At 48.2% G+C, this 3,995-nt stretch carries 2 protein-coding genes; both read right to left on the bottom strand.

Annotation, left to right across the window (positions count from 1 at the left end):
- Positions 1 to 136: 136 nt before the first annotated feature.
- Positions 137 to 565, bottom strand: coding sequence for a DUF7680 family protein (locus ACLFWI_RS27905; protein WP_446415642.1), 429 nt, complete (start codon positions 563 to 565; stop codon positions 137 to 139).
- On the bottom strand, positions 565 to 3,789 hold the full coding sequence (locus ACLFWI_RS27910; RefSeq protein ID WP_446415643.1) for an ATP-binding protein: 3,225 nt from the start codon (positions 3,787 to 3,789) through the stop codon (positions 565 to 567). Before ACLFWI_RS27910 ends, ACLFWI_RS27905 begins: the two co-directional genes overlap by 1 nt.
- Positions 3,790 to 3,995: the final 206 nt, after the last annotated feature.

Below are 3,995 nucleotides of genomic sequence, written 5' to 3' on the forward strand. Positions count from 1 at the left end.
CGAGCAAGATGCAAAGCCTGCGGCATGGCTTCGCTAAACGCACTACAAAGATTTCGTCATTATTGACATTAAGGTTTAAATGCCAAACAGCTTATCACCTCGCTGGGAAATAATGAGAATGAAAAGGCTCACACTTCTAATCCCCCAATAACACCCGCATTGCCTTTAACGCCGGACTGCGCTTCCCATTATTAATCTTGGCAAACCAATAATGTGCCTCCTCATCACTCATCGCCGTAATTCCCGCTGTAATATTCGCAATCCGTTCCGGTTTTGATAAAGGTTGCAACGCCTGAAATAACAGCGCTAAATTTACCCCCGATTCCTCACTTAAAACATAGGGAGATTGCCGCTTGTGGGATAGGGTTTTTGGGTCATAGTTATTCGCTTTTAACACCTGATAAATCACCGTTCTTGCCTGCACTAACGCCTTTCCTTTTAATCGCCCAACTCGTTTAGCCGCTGGTCGCCGTTTCTCTCCAGCTTTTTTATAAGCACATTGATACAACTCCAAAGCAAAATTATTATTATCCGTGGGAACCACCCGCAGTTGAAATTCTTGCATCAATACGTTACCTTTACTCTCAAATACAGACGCTCGACCGGATTGCGTAAAAGCGCCTGTTTGATTGTATTGAGTTCTGAACCCCCTAGCGTCACCACGTTATCAAACTCAACCATCAGCTTCAGATGCACATCCGCCTGCACATTCGCCGTATTCAGTAACGTATTAAGCGTCGAGAAGAAACTCTGGAACCCCCGCACCGCACCTTGGTACTCAAACCGAACAAAGTCTCCCGTCTGAATCGTCACATTCTGGTCAATTTGCAACGGAAACCGACTCAGCAAAGGTAGTGCTGTCCCCAGCTTACGGTAATCCATCACCTGGTCAACCGACAATTCCAGCCATTGAATACCCTGTACTTTATCATCACTACAGCGATCGCTCAACGCGGTAAATACGCTATTGGGTGTACCCTCTAGGTCAATCTGTTCTGGTTTAACCTGAAATATCCCCTTCTGTTCGCTAACCGTGGAACTCCGCCTCGAACCCCCGGTTCCATAGCTGAACCCCCCAGTTAACATTACCTGCGTCTGTCGCTGTTCAATCTCTCCCTTGCCATAATCTGCGACTATCTTAAACCCCGTCGTCTGAGAAATACGCCCCTCATACTCATCTGAGGGACGAAAGTCTTCCCTTATCAGCCTTTCATCTTGATACAGAGACACCGTTAACGCCCCCCTCGCCTTCCACCGCACCCGCACGGGTTTCATCGCTTCCGTACTTGCCATTACCTGGGCGCTGAGTTCAATTTCCTTGGGTTTCGGGGGTTGTAAAATCCCTCGGCGATAGAGTACCATCCGTTCCGAGAATTCAATCGGTTCGGGTGGAGTCAAACTCCCATCTGCTTTAATAAATAACCGCTCTCCCACCTTCATATCCCACTGTCCCTCGACCAATCCCCGTTTTACCGTAGTCCGCAGCTTGGGAATTTCGGCTTCAATGGGCATATTCAGCGCCAGATTCTTAGCAAACTCCTCCCGTAGGCTTTTCGTTGTCCAATGGTCGATGCCAGAAAGCCAAACCTTCTGCAAAATATAAGCAGGGGCAAAGGGTTTCGCTTGGTCTTCTGCTTCTGCCCTTACTTTACCGCAGTCCCGGAGTGCTTTAAGGATGACATCCTGCTGGTTACTCTTTCCTTTTACCGTACTGGAATCTTGGGCAGGTAAGGTATAATGCATCAACCCCTTGGGCGCTTTTACTGGGTCATTCGCCGGATAAAATAGATGGCGGTAAGTATTGGTTATCGCGACTCGTAACCTCAAGTCAATTTCCCCATCTTTCTGGCGCAGTTGTTTCTGCTGACTTTCGGAGATATCTTCTAACCGATTGGGACTTGCCAGAATATTCTTAATTCCCTTATGTTCCCTGGCGAGGTCAACAGTGCGTTCGAGTTCGTGTTTGTTGGCGACTAAAAATAGTAGCCGATTGCGATAGGTGCGGAATTTGCCCGACTCTCCCGTATTGTCAAAAATCTGTTCAATCAGATAGGGCGCAGGGTCTTGGGATGAGGATACCGTCACATTATCGAAATCTATCACACACAGGGCAATCGGGTCAGGGACATCATCCACATCGGCAGGGGAGTCCGGTATAACTAGCTTAAAGGCTTTTGAGGCAAAAATGCTATCTCGGCGCGATCGCAAGTCGTCTTTTGCCTGAATCTTGCCCACCTGCTCTTTTTCTTCGGTGATAATCTTATTAATGGAGGGTTCTTCTTTAAACCGAGCAATTGAGGTAATCGGGTCGTTATCTAAATACCACGCTACAGCGGTCAACTTATCCAATACCTGGTCTACAAACCCAATCTCCAACCCCGGCGTCAGCAAGGATAAATTTAATTCCGCCCGTCGAATCCCCGATGAAATCCCTTGGGTGAGAGAATGTAAAAATATAGTCCGCGCTACCCAAGTAGAAAACGGGGGTTTCCCTGCAACCACCCACTGTTGATCCTGGACTTGAGCATAAGCTTCTCTCCCAGAAGCATTATAAATATCCGCCTGAATTGGATTCCGCATCAGGGGACGCTGTAACCGAGAAGTTAACTCATCCGTCACCTTCGCCTCCACCCCCACCGGGATATGGTGAGTATGAATCATCGGTATCCATTCCGTAGGAGTTTGCCACAGATGACGCACCACCATGGCAAATAACCGCAATGCGCCCCGAGTGCGTTGAAATTCCGGGATTGAAGCAATCTTCTTAGTGAGTAAATTAAATAATTCTGGATGAAACGGATAACTCGATGCGATCGCGTTAGCATAGGGAGCATCCTGGCAGCCATCGGGCAAATTAATCCGACTAGCACGATAGGCACTTAAATACTCCGACGCAGCATCCTCTGCGGCTTTAGCACTCACGCTTTCAAATAACCGCTGCTTGACGATATTATAAATCTCAATATCCGTACTCGGACTCAACACCCGCTCTTGCCTTGCCGAGGCACGAATCACTTCGTTCAGTTCTGTAGTCTCTTCACTAAACGTATCCGACGCCGATGCTAGAGAATAGACCAGAATTAAATGATTAACCGACGCCGCTAAATCCATCAACGAGAACAGAAACGCCACCACCTGCTTAGACAGGGTACTTTGTCCCACGACTTTCCCCTCCGCCGCTCTCAGATACCGGGCAATTTCATCCAAAATAATCACAGTGGGTTTCCCATCCGTCAACCGTTCCAGTACCGATGTCCCCGGACTAATCCCACTGGTATCAGAACCGCGCAAAAGCTGATAGCCTGCAATTCCACCAACTTGATAAGCGATTTCTCCCCAAAGGGTAAACGTGGTAATCCCCGTACTCCCATGATGTACCCCATTTTCCGGGTCTAAGTCTCTACCATCAATCGCTGCCACCTGCACTGCATAGTCTGGGATTAATGTCAAGTCCGCAAAACGGTCTAATCCGTCAATCCGCCGCCCTTGCTTACAGATATGCCAAATCGCAATCTCATCGTGGGTTTTACCACCACCAAAGCTTGTCTCCAAGCGAATCACCGGAGAACCAGTTGCGGCACCACTTAACCGCCCAAATACTTCCCGAATCAGGGTTTTAATCCCATCGGTAGGGAATGTGTTGGCAAAGAAGACATTGGCATCTTGATAAACTAAGGGAGCATTCCCTTCCACCACGGGACGGACTTTTGCCGCAAACAAGTCTACCGAAAGCTCCCCGGCTTGTATTTCCCCTCTGGGAATGCAGGTGTTAAATATAGATGGCAACATCATCTCAGTTTTGCCTCAGCACTAATCCACACAATCCGGTAGTGTCCCATCCAAACCGCTTAGCCCCGAAACCGTAGGGGCGCATGGCGTGCGCCCAGAAAATCGACAAATCTAATCCATAATTTTAGCTGTGTCAATCCAGTAGCGAGCAAGATGCTCGCACTACCAGAATTTCGCCATTATCGTAGTCAGGGCTTTAGTCCATT

Origin of the sequence: Coleofasciculus sp. (genome assembly GCF_046539235.1) — a bacterium.
GTDB lineage: Bacteria > Cyanobacteriota > Cyanobacteriia > Cyanobacteriales > Coleofasciculaceae > Coleofasciculus.